The sequence below is a fragment of the Streptomyces sp. SID5643 genome, from assembly GCF_009872555.1.
GTDB lineage: Bacteria > Actinomycetota > Actinomycetes > Streptomycetales > Streptomycetaceae > Streptomyces > Streptomyces iakyrus.
In genome coordinates this window covers 1-19,192 of sequence record NZ_WWIC01000015.1, presented here as the reverse complement: position 1 = coordinate 19,192, position 19,192 = coordinate 1, and the positions used below count along the sequence as shown (strand labels likewise).

General features: G+C 70.7%; 15 protein-coding genes. 8 read left to right on the top strand and 7 right to left on the bottom strand.

Annotated features, from left to right (window positions below; translation table 11 throughout):
* Positions 1-12 precede the first annotated feature (12 nt).
* From GTY56_RS01640 to GTY56_RS01615, 6 genes are all read left to right on the top strand, one after another.
* Positions 13-2,022, top strand: coding sequence for a pectinesterase family protein (locus GTY56_RS01640; protein WP_161361759.1), 2,010 nt, complete (start codon positions 13-15; stop codon positions 2,020-2,022).
* 49 nt (positions 2,023-2,071) lie between these two features.
* Complete coding sequence (locus GTY56_RS01635; protein ID WP_161361757.1) at positions 2,072-3,433, top strand: ABC transporter substrate-binding protein; 1,362 nt, start codon at positions 2,072-2,074, stop codon at positions 3,431-3,433.
* 119 nt (positions 3,434-3,552) lie between these two features.
* Positions 3,553-4,350, top strand: coding sequence for a GDSL-type esterase/lipase family protein (locus GTY56_RS01630; protein ID WP_161361755.1), 798 nt, complete (start codon positions 3,553-3,555; stop codon positions 4,348-4,350).
* 32 nt (positions 4,351-4,382) lie between these two features.
* Positions 4,383-5,693: a pectate lyase family protein gene (locus tag GTY56_RS01625; RefSeq protein WP_161361754.1), complete on the top strand. Its 1,311-nt coding sequence runs from the start codon at positions 4,383-4,385 to the stop codon at positions 5,691-5,693.
* 107 nt (positions 5,694-5,800) lie between these two features.
* On the top strand, positions 5,801-6,922 hold the full coding sequence (locus tag GTY56_RS01620; protein WP_161361752.1) for a pectinesterase family protein: 1,122 nt from the start codon (positions 5,801-5,803) through the stop codon (positions 6,920-6,922).
* Positions 6,923-7,110: 188 nt separating this feature from the next.
* Positions 7,111-8,268 carry a dienelactone hydrolase family protein gene (locus GTY56_RS01615; RefSeq protein ID WP_161361750.1) on the top strand — a complete coding sequence of 386 codons (1,158 nt, stop codon included), beginning with the start codon at positions 7,111-7,113 and terminating at the stop codon, positions 8,266-8,268.
* Positions 8,269-8,271: 3 nt separating this feature from the next.
* Here GTY56_RS01615 and GTY56_RS01610 read toward each other — a convergent pair whose 3' ends face one another.
* Complete coding sequence (locus GTY56_RS01610; RefSeq protein WP_161361748.1) at positions 8,272-10,488, bottom strand: glycoside hydrolase family 43 protein; 2,217 nt, start codon at positions 10,486-10,488, stop codon at positions 8,272-8,274.
* Positions 10,489-10,738: 250 nt separating this feature from the next.
* Between GTY56_RS01610 and GTY56_RS01605 the strand changes: the two genes are divergently transcribed.
* Positions 10,739-11,890 carry a right-handed parallel beta-helix repeat-containing protein gene (locus GTY56_RS01605; protein ID WP_161361746.1) on the top strand — a complete coding sequence of 384 codons (1,152 nt, stop codon included), beginning with the start codon at positions 10,739-10,741 and terminating at the stop codon, positions 11,888-11,890.
* A gap of 217 nt (positions 11,891-12,107) precedes the next feature.
* Here GTY56_RS01605 and GTY56_RS01600 read toward each other — a convergent pair whose 3' ends face one another.
* From GTY56_RS01600 to GTY56_RS01590, 3 genes are all read right to left on the bottom strand, one after another.
* Positions 12,108-12,941 carry a pectate lyase gene (locus GTY56_RS01600; protein ID WP_161361744.1) on the bottom strand — a complete coding sequence of 278 codons (834 nt, stop codon included), beginning with the start codon at positions 12,939-12,941 and terminating at the stop codon, positions 12,108-12,110.
* An 83-nt stretch (positions 12,942-13,024) separates the two neighbouring features.
* The gene (locus GTY56_RS01595) at positions 13,025-13,861 is read right to left on the bottom strand and encodes a hypothetical protein (RefSeq protein ID WP_161361742.1); all 837 of its coding nucleotides are present in this window, start codon (positions 13,859-13,861) and stop codon (positions 13,025-13,027) included.
* The gene (locus tag GTY56_RS01590) at positions 13,858-14,457 is read right to left on the bottom strand and encodes a SigE family RNA polymerase sigma factor (RefSeq protein WP_161361741.1); all 600 of its coding nucleotides are present in this window, start codon (positions 14,455-14,457) and stop codon (positions 13,858-13,860) included. Before GTY56_RS01590 ends, GTY56_RS01595 begins: the two co-directional genes overlap by 4 nt.
* Positions 14,458-14,728: 271 nt before the next feature.
* Between GTY56_RS01590 and GTY56_RS01585 the strand changes: the two genes are divergently transcribed.
* The gene (locus tag GTY56_RS01585; protein WP_161361739.1) at positions 14,729-16,186 is read left to right on the top strand and encodes an NCS2 family permease; all 1,458 of its coding nucleotides are present in this window, start codon (positions 14,729-14,731) and stop codon (positions 16,184-16,186) included.
* Between the two features lie 93 nt (positions 16,187-16,279).
* Here the strand turns inward: GTY56_RS01585 and GTY56_RS01580 are convergent, their stop codons facing one another.
* The 3 genes from GTY56_RS01580 to GTY56_RS01570 all read right to left on the bottom strand — a co-directional run.
* Positions 16,280-17,734 carry a peptidoglycan D,D-transpeptidase FtsI family protein gene (locus GTY56_RS01580; RefSeq protein WP_161361737.1) on the bottom strand — a complete coding sequence of 485 codons (1,455 nt, stop codon included), beginning with the start codon at positions 17,732-17,734 and terminating at the stop codon, positions 16,280-16,282.
* Positions 17,735-17,810: 76 nt separating this feature from the next.
* Complete coding sequence (locus GTY56_RS01575; RefSeq protein ID WP_161361735.1) at positions 17,811-18,473, bottom strand: response regulator transcription factor; 663 nt, start codon at positions 18,471-18,473, stop codon at positions 17,811-17,813.
* Positions 18,470-19,192: sensor histidine kinase (locus GTY56_RS01570; protein WP_237524341.1), on the bottom strand; the 723-nt coding region annotated here is incomplete at its 5' end. The genes GTY56_RS01570 and GTY56_RS01575, both read right to left, overlap by 4 nt.

The window sequence follows — 19,192 nt, the reverse complement described above, 5'->3', positions numbered from 1 at the left end:
TTGGGAGCCGCCATGACGCACCTCCGTAGCAAGCGCTTGTCGAGACCGGGTCGGCCCGGCATGGCCCTGGCCGCCGTGCTCGGCCTCGTCGCCGCGCTCAGCCTCGGGGCGATCGGGGACGCCCACGCGGGGCCCCCGGCGAAACCCGGGACCGCGGCGGCACCCGGTCCCGCCGCGGACCGCTGGACCGACCGGCCGCACGGCTTCGCCTCGCTCGCCGGCGGGACCACCGGCGGTGCGGGCGGCAGGGTCGTCACCGTCACCGACCAGGCCTCCCTCGCGAAGTACGCGGCGGCCGAGGAGCCGTACGTCATCCGCGTCAAGGGCACTCTGGAGATGGAGCCCTTCGGCCGGGAGATACCCGTCGCCTCGGACAAGACCATCATCGGCGTGAGCGACACCGCCGAGATCGTGCACGGCGGCTTCACCCTCGACCCCGGCACCCACAACGTCGTCATCCGCAACCTGACCATCCGCGACACGGCCGTCGAGGGCAACTGGGACTGCAAGGACACCGACTACGACGGCATCCGCCTGGACACCGCCCACCACGTGTGGATCGACCACATCCGGTTCTCGCGGATCTGCGACGGACAACTCGACATCCGCAAGGACAGCGAGTACGTCACCGTCTCCTACAACCAGTTCACGGACAACAACAAGACCTTCGGCATCGGCTGGACCCCGAACGTCAGGACGCAGATCACCGTTGACCACAACTGGTTCCGGGGCACCAAGCAGCGCAACCCGTCCGCCGACAACTGCGCCTACGCGCACCTCTACAACAACTACCTGTCGGCACAGCTCTCCGACGGCGACCCGGTCTGGACGTACGGCAACTGGGCGCGCGGCCGGACGAAGATGGTCATCGAGAACAGCTTCTACGACGGCGTCCAGCACCCGTACCAGGCCGACGCCACGGCGGAACTGGTGCAGCGCGGGTCGGTCCTGCGCGACACGACGGGCCGGCACGACGCCTGGGGCACGGCGTTCGACCCGCGGGAGTTCTACTCCTACCGGCTCGACCCGGCCGCGGCGGTGCCCGCGCTGGTGAAGCGGTCCTCCGGGCCGCAGCAGCGGATCGGCGGGCCGGTCACGCTGCACGTCCCGGGCGACCACCCGACCGTGCAGGCCGCCGTGGACGCCGTCCCCGAGGGCAACGACACCCCGGTCACCATCGCCGTCGCGCCGGGCACCTACCGCGAGAAGGTGTTCATCCCCGCGAGCAAGCCGAACATCCTGCTGCGCGGGACCGGACGCGACCGCTCCGACACCGTCATCGTCTTCGACACGCCCGCCGAGTACGGGGGGTCGACGGGGAGCGCCACCGCCCGGATCGCCGCGAACGACGTCACCGCATGCAATCTCACCTTCAGCAACGACTTCGACGAGGCCGCGCACGAGCTGAAGGGCGAGCAGGCCCTGGCGATGAAGACGACCGGCGACCGGATCGTCTTCGAGGACACCGCGTTCCTGGGCAACCAGGACACCCTGATGACCGACAGCCCGAAGCTCACCACCGCCAGCCGGGTCTACGTCCGCGACTCCTACATCGAGGGCGACGTCGACTTCGTCTACGGACGGGCCACGACGGTGATCGAGCGGTCGGTCATCCGGGCGCTGAACCGCGGTTCGGACTCCAACAACGGCTACATCACGGCGGCTTCGACGTGGAAGGGCAACCCCTACGGGTTCCTGATCACCAAGTCGAAGATCGTCAGCGACGCCCCCGCCGGGACCTACCACCTCGGCCGGCCGTGGCACCCGGGCGGCGAGCCGGACGCGGTCGCCCAGGTGCTGATCCGGGAGACCCGGCTGCCGGCCGCGGTCAAGTCCTCCCCGTGGACCGACATGAGCGGGTTCTCGTGGAAGGACGCACGGTTCACCGAACACCGCAACTACGGCCCGGGCGCGACGGTCACCGCCGACCGTCCGCAGATGAGCGACCGGGACGCGCGCTCCCACACCGTCACCGCCTACCTGGCGGGCACCGACGGCTGGGCGCCGCACATCCGCCACTGACCCTCCACACCCTCACGTTCCGCAGGATCCAGAAGAAGAGAGCCGACCAATGAAGATCAGCAATCGCACCAGCAGCAGAGGCGGGCGCCGCACGTCGGCGGCCGTCGCCCTCGGGGCCGTGCTCGCGCTGACCGCGACCGCCTGCGGCGACGACGGCAGCGGAGCGGGCGGCGACAAGGGCGCCGACGGAAGCGGCAAGGGCAAGATCGTCTTCTGGGACAACAACGGCGGTGTCCGCACCGAGATCTGGAAGGAGGTCATCGCCGACTTCGAGAAGGCCAACCCGGACATCAAGGTCGACTACGTCGGGATCGCCTCGACCGAGTACCAGTCGAAGGTCGACACCGCGATCCAGGGCGGCGGCCTGCCGGACGTCGGCGGCGTGGGCGCGGCGATGCTCGCGGGGTTCGCCGCGCAGGGCGCGCTGGAGCCGCTCGACGAGCGACTCGGCACGTCGTCGCTGAACGGCAAGCTCAACAAGGACATGGTCGAGTCGCTGAAGGCCGCCGGCGGCGGGGACGACAAGCTGTACTCGATCCCCACCTCCGCGAACAACGGTGTGCTGTACTACCGCACCGATCTGTTCAAGAAGGCGGGGCTCCAGGAGCCGACGACGTGGGACCGCTTCTACGAGGCCGCGAAGAAGCTGACGAACGCGGGCAAGAACGAGTTCGGCTACACCATTCGCGGCGGTGCGGGTTCCATCGCCCAGGCACTGGACGCCATGTACGGGCAGTCCGGCATCACGTCGTTCTGGGACGCGAGTGGTGAGAAGACCACGGTCAACGACCCCAGGAACGTAGCGGCGCTGGAGAAGTACGCGGCGCTGTACAAGAAGGTCACTCCGGCCGCCGACCTCAACAACGACTTCACCAAGATGGTCGCGCAGTGGGACTCCGGCACCATCGGGATGCTCAACCACAACCTCGGGTCGTACCAGGACCACGTGAAGGCGCTCGGCCCGGAGAAGTTCCGCGGTATTCCGCAGCCGATCGGTGCGGGCGGCAAGCGGGTGCAGGTGTCCAACCCGGTGGACGGGCTGGGGCTGTTCAAGAGCGGCAAGAACAAGGACGCCGCCTGGAAGTTCATCGAGTTCGCCACGTCCAGGGCGGAGAACTCGAAGTTCAACGAGGCGGCGGGGCAGGTGCCGTCGAACACGGACGCGGCGAAGGACCCGTGGATCTCCAAGGCCGAGCCCACGAAGCTGGCCGCCGACGCCTTGTCGGACGGGTCGACGACGATCGTGCAGCTGCCGTATTACCTGCCGGACTGGAACACGATTTCCAAGGCGGACAACGAGCCGAACTTCCAGAAGGTGCTGCTCGGGAAGACGAGCGCGAAGGAGTTCCTGGACACGATGGCCGATCAGCTGAATGCCGCGCAGGAGGAATGGAACCAGCAGAACGGCTGATTCTGGATATCGCCGTGGGGCGGCCCGTGGATTATCAGGGCGCGGGCCGCCCGTGGTTGTTCGCGCGGTTCCCCGCGCCCCTGAGGCGCGGCAGCCATCCCCGTTGAAAGGAACTCTGCGTGTCTCTCAGTCGTAGACAGATCGCTGTCGCCGCGGCCGCCGTGCCGTTGGCCTTCTCCACGGCCGGAACCGCTCACGCCGGCGCACGTCGCAGCCCAACCCTCTTTATTGCCGGTGATTCCACCGCCGCCCAGAAGTACAAGGACGCCGCGCCCGAGGCCGGGTGGGGCATGGCGATTCCGTTCTTCTTGCAGAACTCCCGGCTCGTCGTCTCCAACCATGCCGTGAACGGCCGGAGTTCGAAGAGTTTCGTCGACGAGGGGCGGCTGAGGGGGATCCTGTCCGCCATCCGGCCCGGGGACTTCCTCCTCGTCCAGTTCGCGCACAACGACGAGAAGGCCGAGGATCCCGCCCGGTACACCGAGCCCTGGTCGACGTATCAGGAGTACCTGCGGATGTGCCTCGACGGTGCCCGGGCCCGTGGAGCGCGGCCCGTGCTCGCCACCTCCGTGGAGCGCCGGCGGTTCGACGCCGCCGGGAAGGCCCTGCCGACGCACGGGGAGTACCCGGCAGCCATGCGCGCCCTCGCCGCCGAGGAGCGCGTCGCGCTGCTCGACATCCAGGCGCTGTCGCTCGCCCTGTGGCAGCGGCTCGGGGCCGAGGAGACCAAGAAGTACTTCAACTGGACGGCGACCGAGCAGGACAACACGCACTTCAACCCGCCCGGTGCCGTCGAGGTGGCCCGGCTCGTGGCGCGGGAGCTGCTGCGCACCCGGGTGCTCGGGCCGCGGGACGTACGGCGGCTGGACGAGCGGATTCCGCAGTCCTGGATCACCTGGCCGGAAGCCGCCGCGTAACACCCCCGACGAAGACGGAAGAGAGCCGCACCATGAACGCACGCAACTGTCATGATCATGTCATAGCGAGAACCGCCCTGCTCATCGGCTGCACCGCGCTCGTGCTGTCCCTGAGCGGCACCGGTGCCCAGGCCCAGCCGCGGGACATCGCGCGCCAGACCCTCGGCGCCGGCGACGGATGGGGCTCCCACGGCACCGGCACCACCGGCGGAGCGACGGCCGACGCCCAGCACGTCTACACCGTCACCACCTGGGAGCAGTTCCGGGCCGCCCTGAAGGACGGCGGGACCGCGCCCAGGATCATCAAGGTCAAGGGCGTCATCGACGCCGTCTCCCGGGGCTGCGACGCGTTCGCGGCCGAGGGCTACGACTTCCGGAAGTACCTCGCCGCCTACGACCCCGCCGTCTGGGGCCACGACAAGCCGGTCAGCGGTGAGCAGGAGGACCTGCGGGCCGCGTCCGCCGCCGCGCAGGACGGGACCATCAAGGCGGCCGTGCCCTCCAACACCACCATCGTGGGCGTGGGGAAGGGCTCCGGGATCCGCGGCGGCAGCCTGCAGATCAAGGGCGTGGACAACGTCATCGTCCGCAACCTCGCCTTCGAGGCCCCGATCGACTGCTTCCCGCAGTGGGACCCCACCGACGACAACAGGACCGGCGCCTGGAACAGCGAGTACGACGGGATCGTGGTGTACGGCTCCACGCACGTGTGGGTCGACCACAACACGCTGACCGACGGCCGCTACCCCGACAGCGCGCTGCCGTCCTATTTCGGCAAGACCTACCAGCAGCACGACGGGCTGCTCGATGTCGTGCGCGGCTCCAACCACGTGACCGTGTCCTGGAATTCCTTCAAGGACCACGACAAGACCATGCTGATCGGCAACAGCGACAGCGCCACCGCCGACGACACGGGCAAGCTGAAGGTCACGCTGCACCACAACCGCTTCGAGGGCATCGTCGAACGGGCGCCGCGGGTGCGGTTCGGGCAGGTCGACTCGTACAACAACCACTTCGTGGTCACCAAGGGCCAGAAGTGGGGCTACGTCTACGGCATCGGCAAGGAGTCCCGGCTCGTCGCCGAGCACAACGCGTTCACGCTGGCGCAGGGCATCAGCCCGGCGAAGATCCTCAAGAAGTGGAACGAGGCGCCGGTCACCGCGGCCTCCAACATCGTCAACGGCAAGGCGGTCGACCTGATCGCCGTGCACAACGCGGAGATCCCCGGGGAGACGCTCCAGCCGGGCGCCGGCTGGACGCCGACCCTGCGCGCGGACGTCGACCCGGCGCAGGCCGTCCCGGGCATCGTCGACGCCCGGGCAGGCGCCGGCCGCCTCTGCTGATCCGCCCCGACCGGCCGGGGCGGCCCGCATCGCACCCCCGCCCCGGGGCGGGCCCGCCCCGGCCACATCCCACCCCCGCACCCGCCGCACCGCGAAGGAGCATCCGCATGCTCGCGCAGCCCGACCCTTCCCCCTTCTCCCGCCGGGGGTTCCTCGCCGCGAGCGCCGCGGCGGGCACCCTCCTCGGCCTCGTCCCCGGCCCCGCGCGGGCCGGCACCCGGCCGCGACCGTTCGGCCGGTACGGATCGCCCGCCGCGCGCCGCGATCCCCGGACCCTGTACGTCCACCCGGACGGAGCCGGTGACCACACCACGGTCCGCGATGCCGTGGCCGCCGCCGACGGCAGTGGATACACGCTGGTCATCGCGCCGGGCGTCTACCGGCAGACCGTCGCCGTCGATCGCACCCGCACCGGGATGACCTGGGTCGGGGCGAGCGAGGACCCCGGCGACGTCGTGATCGTGTACGACAACGCGGCCGGAACGCCCAAGCCCGGCGGCGGCACCCACGGCACCACCGGCTCGGCCACCGCCACCGTCCAGGCCGACGGCTTCACCGCCCGCTGGATCACCTTCGCCAACGACTGGCTGCGCGCCGACCACCCCGACGTCACCGGCACCCAGGCCGTCGCCCTCAAGGTCCAGGGCGACCGCTCCGCCTTCCACCACTGCCGGTTCCTCGGCCACCAGGACACCCTGTACGCCGACTCCATGGCCCTCGGCACCTTGGCGCGCCAGTACTTCACCCACTGCTACGCCGAGGGCGACGTCGACTTCGTCTTCGGACGGGCGACCGCCGTCTTCGACCGGTGCCACTTCCGGACCCTGTCGAGGACCGACCTGGTCGGCGCCCCCTACGGGTTCGTCTTCGCGCCCTCGACCGCGGGCGCCAGTCCGCTCGGCTACCTGGTCACCAGGAGCCGCGTCAGCAGCGAGGCCCCCGACGGCTACTACAAGCTGGCCCGCCCCTGGGTGCCCAGCTCCGACCCCACCGCCCGGCCCATGCTCACCGTGCGGGACACCTGGCTCGGCCCCGGCATCGACGCGGTGGCCCCGTACACCACCATGCGGGATGCCCATCCCTGGCAGAGCATGCGGTTCGCCGAATACCGGAACACCGGGCCGGGGGCTGTCGTCTCCGTTCCGGAGAACAGGCCGCAACTGAGCGTCTCCCAGGCCGCGTCGCACACCAGGGCCCGCTACCTCGGCGACTGGAGGCCCTGTGCGTAGGGCCGCGGCCCTCCTCCCCGGTGGGTGCACGCTCTGGCCGGCCCCCGCGGCCTCCGCCGCCGGACGCGCCCCCGTCGGCTGGGCCTCGACCGGCTCCTGGTTCAACGGCAGGCCCGCCCGCCTGAACGCCGCGGCGAGCGCTCCCGGACTCCGGAGCGACGTCGGCCGGGACCCCGAGGGGAGGCCGCATGGACGTCCATGACGCGTTGGGGCGACGCACGTTCGTGGCCGGGGCGAGTGCCGCGCTGCTGGGCGGGGGAGCGGCGAGCGGGGCGGAGGCGGCGGTCGTGGACGCCCCGCTGCCCGATTTCCACCCGGCGCTGAAGGACGCCCTGACCTTCCCGCTCGCCTGGGGCCGGTCCCCGGTCCGCGACGTCCGTGCCTGGCGGCGGGCCGCCCGCGCCACCGTCGAGGAGCACCTCCTCGTCGAGCGGCAGGACGGGACGCCGTACGCACCGGAGTTCACCGGCCGCTCCCGGACGCGGGACTGCACCCGCGAGCTGGTCACCGTCACCCTCACCCGCTACGAACGGGTCCGCGGCGCCCTGCTCACGCCGCACGGACGCGGGCCCTTCCCCGCGGTGCTGCTCCTGCACGACCACGGCGCCCGGTTCGACATCGGCAAGGAGAAACTCGTCCGGCCCTGGTACGACGACACCCGTCTCGCCTCCGCCCGCGCTTGGGCGGACACGTACTTCAGCGGACGGTTCGTCGGGGACGAACTGGCCCGCCGCGGCTATGTGGTGCTCTGCCTGGACGCGCTCGGCTGGGGCGATCGCGGCCCCCTCGCCCACGAGCAGCAGCAGGCGCTCGCCGCCAACTTCTACAACCTCGGCTCCTCCCTGGCCGGGCTCATGGCCAGGGAGGACCAGCGGGCCGCCGCCTTCCTGGCGGGACTCGACCGGGTGGACGCCCGGCGGGTCGCGGCCGTCGGCTTCTCCATGGGCGCCTACCGGGCCTGGCAGACCGCGGCCCTCAGCGACCACGTGGCGGCCGCCGCGAGCGTCTGCTGGATGACCGGCCTGAAGGAGATGATGGTGCCCGGCAACAACACCCTGCGCGGTCAGTCGGCGTACTTCATGCTCCACCCCGGCCTCGCCCGGCACCTCGACATCCCCGACGTGGCGAGCATCGCCGCCCCCAGGCCGATGCTGTTCTTCGCGGGCGGACGCGACACGCTGTTCCCGGCCGAGGGCGTGCGGGCCGCGTACGGCAAGCTGCGTGCGGTCTGGCGCTCGCACCACGCCGAGGAGCGGATACGGATGAAGACGTGGCCGGAACTCGGCCACGTCTTCACCGATCGGATGCAGGACGAGGTCTTCAGCTGGCTCGACGACGTCCTGTGAGGCTCACCGCCGCACCGGCTGGACGCCCTCCAGCGTCGGCACCACCGGCCTGATGCTGCCGTCGGCCGCGAACTCCAGGCGGTCGACGGTGGTCTCGCGGTGCATGCCGTCGCCACCCGGCCGGCCGGGCCCGTTGAGGGCGAAGCGGTGGTACACGGCGTACCAGTCGTCGGTGCCGGGGGTGTTCACCACCGAGTGGTGGCCGGTGCCGAGGATGCCGTACTCGGGCCGCTTCTGAAGGATCGTCCCGCGCTTGGTCCACGGGCCGAGCGGGGAGGGACCCGTCGCGTACGCCACGTGGTAGTTCTCGCTGCGGGTGTCGTCCTCGGACCACATGAAGTAGTACGTGCCCTTGCGCTTGATCACGAAGGAGCCCTCGCGGAAGTCCGCGGGGGTGATGTCCTTCACCTTCGAGGCGTCGAAGGACACCATGTCGTCGTTCAGCGGCACCACGTATCCGTGACCGTTGCCCCAGTACAGGTAGGCCTGGCCGTCGTCGTCCGTGAAGACCGCCGGGTCGATCATCTGGCCCTTCAGCGAACCGCCCTTGGTGACCAGGGGCTTGCCGAGCGCGTCCTTGAAGGGGCCGGCGGGGGAGTCCGCCACCGCCACGCCGATCTGCTGCTCGGCGCAGAAGTAGAAGTAGTACCTGCCGTCCCGCTCGGCGATCGCGGGTGCCCAGGCGTTCTTGTCGGCCCAGGTCACGTCCGGCCCGAGGTCGAGGATGACGCCGTGGTCCTTCCAGTTGACCAGGTCCTTCGACGAGTACGCCTTGAACCGGGTGCCGCTCCAGCCCGGGAAGCCGTCCGTCGTCGGGTAGATCCAGTACCGGCCGTTCAGGTAGTGCACGTCGGGGTCGGCGTTCAGGCCGGGCAGGATCGGGCTGCGGGTGCGCACCGCCTCGACCGTCCAGGTCCGCCGGGTGCCGTCGGCGGCCGTGACCGTGTACTCCTGCGGTGTGCGGAAGTCGCGCCGGGTGCCGGACTTCGGGTTGAGCTTCGCGCCCTCACCCACCCACAGCTTCGGGGCGAGGCCGCGCAGGTCGGCGTCGGGCCGCATCGGCAGCACGACCTTCGAGGCGCTGTCCGTGACGATCGCGTACCCCTTCTGGTGTTTCGCCGTCGCGTCCACCACCGAGGCGGGCGTGGCCGGGTAGGCGGCCAGCAGGCGGTCGTACTCCCGCTGCGTCACCGGAAGCACCGTGCCGTGCCGGGGGCTCGCCGGGAGCTGGTAGTCGGTGGACGGGGTCCACTTGCCGGAGGCGAGGTCGGTGGTCTCGAAGGGGAGGTAGCCGCGGCCGCCGTACTCGTCGATGAACAGGTACCACTTCTTCTCGGTGTTCGACTTGAACACCGTCGGGCCCTCGCCGCGGTCCATCGCGCCCTTGCCGATGCAGTCGGCCACGAAGTCGTACGTCGTCGAGGTCAGGGACGTGGACCTCTCCCCGGTGATGAACTTCGAGCAGGGGCTGGAGGAGCCGGGGTCCCGCTCGTCCTTGGTGTAGCGGTAGTACTCGTCCTTGTACTTCACGACCGTCGAGTCGATCACCGAGTAGCCCGGGTCGTTCCAGACCTTCGGCTCGCTGAAGGTGCGGAAGTCCTTCGTCGTGGCGTACAGCATCTTGTTGTACGTGCTGCCCTTGTGGTCCGGGTCGTCGTCGGCGTACAGCTTCGACGCCCAGAAGACGACGTACGCGTCGAGCTCGTCGTCCCAGTAGGCCTCCGGGGCCCAGGTGTTGCCCGCGCTGTCCGGGGAGACCTTCACCAGGCGCTGGTCGGTCCAGTGGATCAGGTCGGTGGACTCCCAGACCATGATCGACTTGCTGCCGTGCCGCTGCACCTGGTCCCAGCTGCCGCTGGAGTTCTTGTACATCCGCAGGTCGGTGGCGATCAGGTAGAACTTGTCGCCCTCGGGGGAGCGGATGACGAACGGGTCGCGCAGGCCCTTCTCGCCGATCGTGGACGTCAGGACCGGCTTGCCGGCGTTCAGCTCGCGCCAGTGCAGCGGGTCGTTGCCGCGGCTCAGGGCGTAGCGGATCTGCTCGCCGTCGGCCGTGCCCTCGCCGGTGAAGTAGGCGAAGAGATAGCCGGCGTACTTGCTGTGCTTCACGGGTCGGGCTCCGGGGTCTGCGGTGCTGGGCGGTGCCGTGAGGAGGGTCGTGAGGAGGCCGGTCAGGGCCAGGAGGGGCAGCAGGAGCGTGCGGGCGATGCGGGGGCGCATGACACTTCCTGTCGGAGTGTGGGGGATTCTGTTGGACAGCGGCCCTCGGAGTGTCACCGGAGGGACGCAGGGCGTCAACGGGTCGGCGTGCGGCCCGTGGTTCCGAAACTTTCGGGACAGCGGCGCCTCCGGTACACGTGACGGCGGCAACCCTTTCCGGCGCGGGCGGCGACTGACGGACGGGAAACGGGCCGGAGCGGACCCCTCCGAACCGTTTTCCGTTCCCGGCCCCCCAGGAAAGGAACGCCCCGTGCCGCCGAGCACCGGACGCCATCGCACCCGTACGCTCTCCGTCGCCGCGGCCGTGGTCTGTGCCGCGGGGGCCGGCGGCGTCGGCCTCGGGCTGACGACCGGCGGCGCCCGGGCCGCCTCGACGACGGTCACCGTCTCCTCCGCGGCCCAGCTCGAAGAGGCCGTGCGGAACGCCGCCGCCGGCACCGTGATCCAGGTCCGCGGCGGTACCTACCACCCGTCCGCCCCTCTGGAGTCCGGCGCGAACGGCACCGCTTCCGCGCCCATCACCCTGCGGGCGTACGACGGGGAGAAGGTGCGGATCGACGGGTCCCGACTGCCCGCCGGCTCCTGGCTGGCCGGGATCAGCGGCGACCACTGGACCGTCCAGGACCTGGCGTTCGTCAACTCCCCGGCCCAGGGTTTCGTCGCCACGTCCTCGGTCGGCGGGATCTTCAGAAACCTGGTCACCGCGGACAACGGCGACTCCGGCTTCACCCTGCGCGGCGACGGCACCACCGGCAACCTCGTGCAGAACCTGGACAGCCACGGCAACTACGACCCGGCCGGCCACGGCCGGAACGCCGACGGCATCGCGGTCACGTTCGGCTCGGGGACCGGGAACAGGATCACCGGAGCCCGGCTCCACGGCAACGCCGACGACGGCCTCGACCTGCGGCAGTTCTCCTCGCCGGTGACCATCGAGCACTCCTGGGCCTTCGGCAACGGCGAGAACCGCTGGAGGGACACGGCGTTCGAGGGCGACGGCAACGGCTTCGAGCTGGGCGGCGGGGGCGTGGCCGCCGCCCACGTCGTCACCGGCAACGCGGCCTGGGACAACACGCGGCACGGCTTCACCGGGAACTCCAACACCGGCGCCGTCGCCCTGCACCGCAACACGGCCTACGCCAACGCCGGGAACGGCTTCTCCTTCGCCACCGGTACGGTCCGGCTCGGCGGGAACCTCGCCGTCGGCGACAAGGGCGGAGCGGCGAAGCTCGGCCCCTCGGCGGTCTCCGCCGGCAACACCTGGGACAGCGGCACCGCCACCCCGTCCTTCCATTCGACGGACCCGGCCGGCACGTACGGAGCCCGCCGGGCGGACGGGTCCCTGCCCGGGACGGCGTTCCTGACGACCGGCTCCACCGCCATCGGCTCGACGATGGACTGACACCCCTCCGCTCAGGGCGACGCCCCCGTCGGTGCGAAGCGACGGGGGCGCCCTGCCGACCGGCCGAGGGGGGCTCGACCGGTACCGTCCGGCCGTCCGGAGGGGGGCTCCGGAGGGCCGAGGTGCCGGGACGTCCGGCTGGGGGGCCGGACACCCGGCGTTCCGGTCGGCCCAAGGGGGGACGAGGGCCGGCCGGAGTCACAGGGGGGGGCAGCGCCTACTGGTAGTCGATGTCGGACGCCTTGAACGTGCAGCTCCTGCCGTCCGGGCCGGGCGGCGTCAGCTCCTTGGGCTCCTTGCCCGTGTTGTTTCCCTCGAAGCGCACACAGGTCTTGATCTTCTTCTTGCTGTCGTCGTGGATACGGATCCCCGACAGCGTCGCCGTGTCGCCGTAGTTGGCGTTCACGCCGACGATCGAGTTCATCGGCGCGGTCACGTCGATGTCGCTGAGCACGATCGTGCGCTTGTACTGCGTCGTGCAGTTGCCGCAGGAGCGGACCAGCTTGCCGGCGTTCCGGACCTGGAAGCCCGACACGTTCAGGGTGCCCGCGCCGTTGAACTGCAGCACCTTGTCGTCGGCGTCCTTCGCGCCGCCGCCGATCACCCTGTACACCGCGGAGGCGGACTTGCCCTTGAAGCTGGCCGCGTCCTCGCCGACGTCCAGCCACCACACGTTCTGCAGGGTGCACGTGCCCTTGCAGTGCACGCCGTCGGCCGCGGGGGTGCCGATGACGACGTTCTTCAGGATCGCGCCGTCGGCCAGCTCGAAGATCGGGTCCTGGCCCTCGTCCTGGTTGTCGTTGCCGAGCGCGCCGGTGCCGTAGAACATCTTCATCCCGCCGTCGCGCACACCGGAGACCGGGATGGTCTTCGGTACGGGCGTCTTGCCCGTGTCCGTGGGCCAGGAGGACGCGGCGCCCGCCGTCGACAGCATCGACGTGGTGACGATCGCCGCTCCCGTGATGCCGAACGCGGACACCGCGGCGATCACCGTCCGCCGCTTGGTGACGCCGCGGCGGTGGCGGACGCGTCGTTCTGCTGGTGCAGTCATGTACCGGTTCCTCGGATGGGTGACGCTTGCGCCTGGTGGTCGCCACCGGCGAAGGAAAGGTTGCCGCGTTCTTCGGAGGTTTTTCACCGGCCGTCGTCCACGGCGGCGAAGGAACCGCCCACCGACAGCTGCCGCGAACCGGCGGCGGCCGTCACCGAGTACCGGTCCCCGCCCGCGTCGCGGCCGCCCCGGGCATGGTTGAACTGCCCCGCGAACACCCACTCGCCCACCGGGACCGTACGGCCCTCCTTGAGGGTCCAGGTGTAGACGAGGAAGCCGTCCCGCTCGGCCACCGTGAGGGTGAAGTCGGTCTCGGGCAGGGAGCGCCAGGCGCCCGCGTCGGAGACCCCACCGGTCTGGGCCACCTCCAACCGCACGGTCAGCGCGGTCAGTTGCTCGCGGGTCTTGAGGGTGACATTGCTCTGCGCCCAGAAGTCGTTGCTGTGCGGGTCCACCGAACCGTCCGACCGCAGCGGTCCGTCCTGCGGGCCGGCGGACGGCCGCTCGGCGGCCGGGGCGCTCGGCGTGTTCGACGGCGGCGGGCTCGACTCGCGACGCTCGGGCGACCGGCTCGGCGCCGGCTCCACCGGAGGCGCGGGTGCCCGGCTCGTCGCCTCCGAGGACGGCGTGGGCGTCGCCGAGGTGGCCACTTCCTGCTGCCGCGGGGCGGTTTCGTCCTTCACCGCCGATGCCACCGCGTAACCGCCCACAGCCAGGACACCGGCGACCGCGGCCGTCGCACCGGCCACCCGCATCCAGCCGAACACCGGCGGACGCGTCGCCCGGTGGCCGGAAACGGCCGGACCGGCCATGCCGCGCTCGATCCGGGCCAGCATGTGCTCCCGGTCCGGCTCGTGCGCCCCGGCCGCCTCGTGCAGCCGGGCGCGCAGCTCCTCGTGCACGTCCCGCCGCATGCTCATCGGTCCCTCCCTCCGCCCTCACCGGTGCGCACGCCCTCCACGGCGGGCGAGCGGCGCGGGGCACCCAGCGTCGCGTGCATCCGCTGCGGCACGCCCCGCGTCCCCAGCAACCGCTGGAGTTCGGCCATTCCCTTCGAGGTCTGGCTCTTCACCGTACCCACCGAGACGCCGAGGGCGAGCGCGGTGTCCTTCTCCGACAGGTCGAACGCGTGCCGCAGCACCACACAGGCCCGCTTGCGGAACGGCAGCCTGCGCAACGCCTCCTGCACGTCGACCACGCCCGGGATGTCCGGGTTCTCGGTGTTCTCCTCGCGCTGTGACCAGAACAGGGCGATACGCCGCCGCTCGCGCACCGCGCTGCGGATGCGGGTACGGGCCAGGTTGGCGACCACACCACGGGCGTACGCCACCGGATGGTCGGCCGCGCGCACCCGGTCCCAGCGGTGCCACAGCGCCAGCAACGCGTCCGCCGCCAGGTCGTCGGCGGTATCCGGCTCGCCCGTCAGCAGATGGGCGAGCCGGGACAGTTCGGTGTAGTGGCGCTCGAAGAAGGCGTGGAACTCCACGGAGGCGGCGTCGTCGACGGCTCTGCCCACGGGCGACCTCTCCTCGCAGCGGCTCCGGGCGCTCCCGGCCGGGGTGCCCTGTGTGGGTGTCATGTAGATGACATGTGATCATCCGGGGAAGTCCGGACGAGACCGGGAAGCGTAGCAGCGATCGTCGGGTGGTTCGTACGGAGCTTCGAACGTCGTATGGCAGGCCGGACTTCGATTTCGTAACACGAACAAAACCTGAACGTGGTTCAGCACGACGAAAATCCAGCCAGCACCCGCACACCGATCACCCAGGCACCAAGGAGCACGCGCCATGTCCGAATCGCAGAAGGTGGCCGACCGGTCCGACGCCGCGCCACCAGCGGCGAACAGCGTCGACCGGTTCTTCAAGATCTCCGAGCGGGGGTCCACCTTCGGCCGGGAGATCCGTGGCGGCTTCGCCACGTTCTTCACGATGGCCTACATCCTTGTCCTGAATCCCATCATCCTGGGCAGCGCGAAGGACAAGTTCGGGCACCAGCTGGACGCCGTCCAACTCACCACCGCCACCGCCCTGGTGGCCGCCGTCATGACGATCATCATGGGCGTCGGCGGCAACCTCCCCCTGGCGCTCGCCGCCGGACTCGGACTGAACGCCGTGGTCGCCTTCCAGATCGCCCCGCTGATGAGCTGGGACGACGCGATGGGTCTGATCGTCCTCGAAGGCCTGCTGATCTGTGTGCTGGTGGTGACCGGTCTGCGCGAGGCTGTCATGCACGCGATACCCCAGCCGCTCAAGCAGGCGATCAGCGTCGGCATCGGCCTGTTCATCGCCTTCATCGGCTTCGTCGACGCCGGGTTCGTCAGCCGCATCCCGGACGCCGCCAACACCACCGTGCCCGTCCAGCTGGGCGGCACCGGCACCCTCGCCGGCTGGCCGATGCTCGTCTTCTGCCTCGGCGTGCTGCTGACCGTCGGACTGCTCGCCCGCAAGGTCAAGGGCGCCATCCTCATCAGCATCGTCACCATGACCGCGCTGGCGATCGTGATCAACTCCCTCGCCGACATCAAGTCCTGGGGCCTGACCACACCTTCCTGGCCGGACAAGCTCGTCGACGCCCCCGACTTCGGGCTCATCGGCGACTTCGACCTGTTCGGCGCGTTCAGCGCCCCCGGCGTCGGCGTCATCACCGTCGTCCTGCTGATCTTCACGCTGATCCTGTCCGACTTCTTCGACACCATGGGCACGGTCGTCGGCATCAGCGCCGAGGCCGGCCTGCTCGACGAGGAGGGCAAGGTCCCGAACCTCGGCCGGGTGCTGCTCATCGACGGTGCCGCCGCGGTCGCGGGCGGTGCGGCCTCCGCCTCCTCGGCGACCTCCTACATCGAGTCCGCCGCCGGTGTCGGCGAGGGCTCGCGCACCGGCTTCTCCAACCTCGTCACCGGCGGCCTGTTCGGCCTCGCGCTGTTCCTGACCCCGCTGCTCACCATCGTCCCGCTCCAGGCGGCCGCCCCCGCCCTGGTCGCCGTCGGCTTCCTGATGATGACCCAGGTCAAGCACATCGACTGGGACCGCTACGACATCGCCATCCCGGCGTTCCTCACCATCGCCGTCATGCCGTTCACCTACTCCATCACCAACGGCATCGGCGCCGGCTTCCTCGCCTACGTCGTCATCAAGACCGTCCTCGGCAAGGCCAAGGAGGTGCACTGGCTGCTCTGGGGGACCTCGGCGCTGTTCCTCGTGTACTTCGCGATCGACCCGATCGAGCAGCTCCTCGGAGCGAAGTGACGCCGGACGCCCGGTGACAAGAGGACGGGCCGCCCCCGGGGGGAAGGGGGCGGCCCGTCTCGTCTGTACAGACGGCTTACCGGCGTCGGGGGTTCAGTCCTTGAGCGCCGCTTGCATCATCGCCTTGGCGACCGGCGCCGCCAGGCCGTTGCCACTGACCTCCGAGCGGGCCGCGTCCGACTGCTCGACCATGACCGCCACGGCGACCTCCTTGCCCGACGAGTCGGACTTGCCGTACGAGGTGAACCAGGCGTACGGCACCTGGCTGTTGTTCTCGCCGTGCTGGGCCGTGCCCGTCTTGCCGCCCACGGTCGCGCCCGGCACCTGGGCGTTCGTGCCCGTGCCCTTGCTCACGACCGTCTCCATCGCCGACTGGAGCTGCTCGGCGGTCGAGGAGCTGACGATCTCCTCGGTGCCGGCGTCGTCGTAGTCCCGCAGCACATCGCCACCGCTGTCGGTGATCTGCGCGACCATGTGCGGCGACACCAGCTTGCCGCCGTTGGCGATGGCCGCGGACACCATGGCCATTTGCAGCGGTGTGGCGGTGACGTCGAACTGGCCGATGCCCGTCAGGGCCGTCTGCGACGGGTCCATGTCCGACGGGTACACGCTCGTGTAGGCCCGGACCGGCACGTCCAGCTCGTCGTCGTCGAAGCCGAACTTGTCGGCCATCGCCTTGACCTTGTCCTGGCCGAGCTTCACGGCCATCTTGGCGAAGACGTTGTTGCACGAGTACTCCAGCGCCGTGCGGATCGTGGCGTTCGTGCAGGGCGCGTTCGGGTTCTCGTTCGTCAGGTCCCGGCTGGTGCCGGGCAGCGTGTACGGGTCCGGGCTGTCCGTCCGCTCGTCCACCGACGCGTACAGCCCGTCCTCCAGCGCGGCCGCCGCCACGACCAGCTTGAACGTCGAACCGGGCGGCAGCGGCTGCCGCAGCGCGCGGTTGACCAGAGGCTTCTCCGGGTCCGCCGTGAGCTTCTGCCAGGCCGCCCCCGCGGTGTTGGCGTCGGTCAGTGACGAAGGGTCGTACGACGGCGTCGACACGACCGCGAGGATCTTCCCCGTCTTCGGGTCGATCGCGACGGCACCGCCCTTCTTGTCGCCCAGCGCCTCGTAGGCCGCCTTCTGCACGTCCGGGTCGATGGTCGTGACCACGTTGCCCGGCTCGGCCCGCTGGTTGGTGAGCGTGTCCATCACGGACTTCAGCCGGCTGTCCGTGCCGTTGAGCAGATCGGTGTAGATGCCCTCCAGCTGAGTCGGGGCGTACGCCTGCGACGCGTATCCCGTCACCGCCGCGTACAGCGGACCGTCCGTGTACGTCCGCTTGTACTTCAGATCGCCCGTCCTCGTCGGCGCCGAGCCGGTGACCGACCGGCCGCCCACGATGATGTTCCCGAGCGGCGCCGAGTACGTCTCGATCGCGTTCCGCCGGTTGTCCTTGTCGTCTGCGAGCGCCCGGCCCTCGTAGAACTGCACCCAGGTCGCCCTGACCAGCAGAGCGAACACCAGCAGCAGCGCGAAGACGGAGGCGCGCCTGATCGTCTTGTTCATTCCGAACAGGAGGACGAGTCACGCCGGGCGGATCGTTCCCGTCCGTCCCGCTTTCTCATGCGTCGGGCCGGTTTTCTCATCCGCCGTTCAGAAAACCGGCCTCGTACGCCGCGATCACCGCCTGCGTGCGGTCCCGGGTGCCGGTCTTGCCCAGGACCGCCGCGACGTGCGACTTCACCGTGGCCGCGCCGACCTCCATCCGGCGGGCGATCTCCGCGTTGGTCAGCCCCTGCGCCATGTGCCGCAGCACCTCCCGCTCGCGCCCCGCGAGCTTCGCCACCCACGCGGGCGGCTCCGGGCGTGCGCGGGCGTGCTCGGCCGCGAGGGTGCGCACGGCCGCCGGGAACAGCAGGCTGTCGCTGCGCGCCACCAGACGGACGGCCTGCACCAGCGTGTCGGCGTCCGACCGCTTCAGCAAGAACCCGGCCGCTCCGGCCCGCAGCGCGCCGTACACGTAGGAGTCGTTCTCGAACGTCGTCACGACGACGATCCGCGGCGGCTCCTCCACCGTGGCGAGAATCTGCTCGGTGGCGCGGATCCCGTCGGTCTCCGGCATCCGGACGTCCATGAGGACGACGTCGGGCCGCACCTCCCGCACCACCGACACCGCCTCGGCGCCCGTGGCCGCCTCGCCCACCACCTCCAGGTCCGGCTCGGCGGACAGGATGGCGCGCAACGCGGTGCGCACCATGCGCTCGTCGTCCGCGAGGACGACACGGATCGGGGCCGTGCGGGTCATGCGGGTCCTCTCGTGCGGGGCCTGTCATACGGGTCTGTCATGGGCAGCGTCGCGTGCAGCCGCCAGGTCTGCGTCCCGGTCGGTCCGGCCGTCGCGGTGCCGCCCAGCAGCCTGGCCCGGTCCGCCATGCCGCGCAGCCCGTGGCCGCCCCCGGCGCGGGAGGGCGCGGGGCCGCCCACCGGGTTCTCCACGGTGATCTCCAGTGCTCCGCCCGTCACCGTGATCCGCAGCTCCACCGCGGCCCGCGCACCGGCGTGTTTGAGGGCGTTGCTCAGCCCCTCCTGCACGATGCGGTAAGCCTCGCGGGAGAGCAGCGGGGGCAGTGCCTCCGGGTCGGCGTCCACGGTCGCGCGCACCCGTTGTCCGCCGGCCCGGGTACGCCGCAGCAGGCCGTCGAGGTCGGCGGCGAGGGTCGGCGCCGGGGCCGTGCCGGGGGCGTTGCCCTCACGCAGCACACCCAGCACGGCGTCCAGTTCACCGACGGTGCGCCGGGTGGTGTCCTCGATCGCGGCGAGGGCCTCGCGGGCGAACTCCGGGTCGCTGTCGAGGACCCGGCGGGCCGCGCTCGCCTGGAGGGTGACCGCGCTCAGGGCGTGACCGACGGCGTCGTGCAGCTCCCGCGCCAGCCGGTTGCGTACGGCCAGGTCGGCGGCGCGTGCCTCGGCGGCGGCGAGCCGCTCCCGGGGCGTGGGACCGAGCAGCGGGGGCGCCCAGCGGGC

What these genes read in the sequence shown, in the direction of transcription:
- GTY56_RS01640 (WP_161361759.1), top strand. Translation starts at nt 13, where the DNA reads ATGACGCACCTCCGTAGCAAGCGCTTGTCGAGACCGGGTCGGCCCGGC.
- GTY56_RS01635 (WP_161361757.1), top strand. Translation starts at nt 2,072, where the DNA reads ATGAAGATCAGCAATCGCACCAGCAGCAGAGGCGGGCGCCGCACGTCG.
- GTY56_RS01625 (WP_161361754.1), top strand. Translation starts at nt 4,383, where the DNA reads ATGAACGCACGCAACTGTCATGATCATGTCATAGCGAGAACCGCCCTG.
- GTY56_RS01620 (WP_161361752.1), top strand. Translation starts at nt 5,801, where the DNA reads ATGCTCGCGCAGCCCGACCCTTCCCCCTTCTCCCGCCGGGGGTTCCTC.
- GTY56_RS01615 (WP_161361750.1), top strand. Translation starts at nt 7,111, where the DNA reads ATGGACGTCCATGACGCGTTGGGGCGACGCACGTTCGTGGCCGGGGCG.
- GTY56_RS01610 (WP_161361748.1), bottom strand. Translation starts at nt 10,488, where the DNA reads ATGCGCCCCCGCATCGCCCGCACGCTCCTGCTGCCCCTCCTGGCCCTG.
- GTY56_RS01600 (WP_161361744.1), bottom strand. Translation starts at nt 12,941, where the DNA reads ATGACTGCACCAGCAGAACGACGCGTCCGCCACCGCCGCGGCGTCACC.
- GTY56_RS01595 (WP_161361742.1), bottom strand. Translation starts at nt 13,861, where the DNA reads ATGAGCATGCGGCGGGACGTGCACGAGGAGCTGCGCGCCCGGCTGCAC.
- GTY56_RS01585 (WP_161361739.1), top strand. Translation starts at nt 14,729, where the DNA reads ATGTCCGAATCGCAGAAGGTGGCCGACCGGTCCGACGCCGCGCCACCA.
- GTY56_RS01580 (WP_161361737.1), bottom strand. Translation starts at nt 17,734, where the DNA reads ATGAACAAGACGATCAGGCGCGCCTCCGTCTTCGCGCTGCTGCTGGTG.
- GTY56_RS01575 (WP_161361735.1), bottom strand. Translation starts at nt 18,473, where the DNA reads ATGACCCGCACGGCCCCGATCCGTGTCGTCCTCGCGGACGACGAGCGC.